General features: G+C 61.6%; 1 protein-coding gene and 1 pseudogene. Both read left to right on the top strand.

The window, feature by feature from the left end:
* The coding region (locus G113_RS19885; RefSeq protein ID WP_040319435.1) for an MFS transporter at nucleotides 1-626 on the top strand (626 nt) is incomplete at its 5' end.
* Nucleotides 627-683: 57 nt separating this feature from the next.
* Nucleotides 684-2126, top strand: a pseudogene (locus G113_RS19880) (TonB-dependent receptor domain-containing protein); the annotation flags it as partial.

Raw genomic sequence — 2126 nt, 5'->3', positions numbered from 1 at the left:
ATCTGTTAGGCTCCTCCCTCTGCCAGGGAGCGCTCGCCGTACTCGCCCTGCAGATGGCCGGCCACTTCCTGCTGATCCCGCACTTTGCCAACTATTTCCAGTTCAACCTCGATTTCCCCCGGGAGCAGATAGCCACCCTTTATCTGTGCGGTGGCCTGGCCAGCATGGCGACCATGCGCCTGTGCGGTGTCTGGATTGATCGCGGCCGCGCCCAGGGTGCCATCCTCATCACCAGCTCGCTGCTCGCCCTGGTCACCTTCGCTGGCTTCGCCCAGCCCCAGGGGCTGCCCATCTATCTGCTGTTCACCCTCTTCATGGCCCTGAGCTCGGCCCGATCCAGCACCACGCTCGCCATCACTGCGGCCATTCCTGCCCCCCAGCAACGCGCCGCCTTCATGTCATTCCAGGGAACCGTCACCAATATTGCCGCCGGGCTCGCCAGCCTGGGATCGGCCCGCTATCTGCAATCGGATGAACAGGCCCGTCTGCTGGGCTTCGACACCCTGGCCTGGCTCAATATCGTCTGCACCCTGCTGGCTTGTCTCGGCGTGGTACTGCTGCTCAAGGCACTGAAAAATTCACATAACAATAATAGGTCTGACAAACAGGTCAGACAGGGAAGTTAGTGAGCCTAACAAGCTGTTTTTTCTCAACAATAAATACGTTTAAATGGAGTTTTGACCATGCAGTTCACCCCCGGCTTTCCCTTGAACCCGCTGCAAACCAGCCTGATCGGCCTCCGGCCTGCTGGCAATGCCCGCCTTGGCCCAGACTGAGCCAGCCAAAGCCAACGAGACCATAGTGGTCACCGCCACCCAGACCAAGCACACCGAGCTGAGTGCCCCGGCCAGCGTCTCCGTGGTGACCCGCGCCGATCTGGACAAGATGAACGTCAACAACATCGGCGATGCCCTCAAGCATGTGCCGGGTGTCAACATCATCGGCACCAACCCCACGGGCCGCAACGAGATCAAGATCCGCGGCATGGGCGGCGACTACACCCTGCTGCTGGTCAACGGCAAGCGGGTCAACGCCCGCGAGACCCTGGGCAGCGCCTTTGGCAACGACTTCGACTTGAGCTCCATCCCCATGGCCGCCATCGAGCGCATCGAGGTGATCCGTGGTCCCGTCTCCTCCCTGTACGGGGCCGATGCCCTGGGGGGCGTGGTCAACGTGATCCTGCGCCAGGCCAAGGAGCAGACCGAAGCCGCAGTCGGTTACACCCGCACCATGCCCACCAAGGGTCAGGGTGGTGATGCCAACCAGGGCAGCGCCTTCGTATCCGGCGCCCTCATCGACAATAAGCTGCTCGGCAGCGTGGTGGTCGAAGGTTATCAGCGTGACAACTGGAAGAGCGAGCAGTCCAACAACCCGGATGCCGATGCCCTGGAAAAACGTGAAGTGGTCAATGTGCTCTCCAGCCTGAAGTGGCTGGTCAGCGACAATCAGGACATCGATTTCGATCTGGGCTACAACCAGAACGACATGGACAGCTACTTCAACAACGTGCCGCGCGCCCCGACTGCACCGGCCACCCCGCACAACGTGCAGGAGCTCGACCGCCTCAGCCTGGGGCTGACCCACAATGGCCGCTGGCAGCATTTCGACAGCAGGGTCCGCTACTACTTCGAGCAGACCGATCTGATGGATGATTCTCAGCTCAATGGCGGCGCCTCCGATGTCACCCAGACCAACCACACTGTCGATGGTCAGGTCAGCGGCTACCTGGGCGATCACCTGCTCACCTCGGGCGCCGAGTTCCGTGATACCGAGCTGGAGCACAGCCGCAACATCACCAACGGCAGCGTCAGCGCCAGCCAGAGCGCGATCTACCTGCAAGACGAATTTGGCTTCGGCGATCTGGCCCTGACCCTGAGCGGCCGCCTCGACCACCACGAAACCTATGGCAACGAGTTCAGCCCGCGCGCCTACGCCCTCTATACCCTGACCGATGAGTGGGTGCTCAAGGGGGGTATCGGCAAGGCGTTCAAGGCACCGACCCTGGCCCAGTCCAGTGAAGGTTTCTCCACCACCGCCTGCCGTGGCGCCTGCCAGGTGATTGGCAACCCGGACCTGAAGCCGGAAACTGCGGTCAGTTATGAGCTGGGTACAGCCTATGAAGCCGA

Origin of the sequence: Aeromonas molluscorum 848 (assembly GCF_000388115.1) — a bacterium.
In the GTDB taxonomy this organism is placed as follows: Bacteria; Pseudomonadota; Gammaproteobacteria; order Enterobacterales; family Aeromonadaceae; genus Aeromonas; species Aeromonas molluscorum.
Note: the sequence above shows the minus strand (reverse complement) of the source record. Positions and strands in the feature narration are given on the sequence as shown.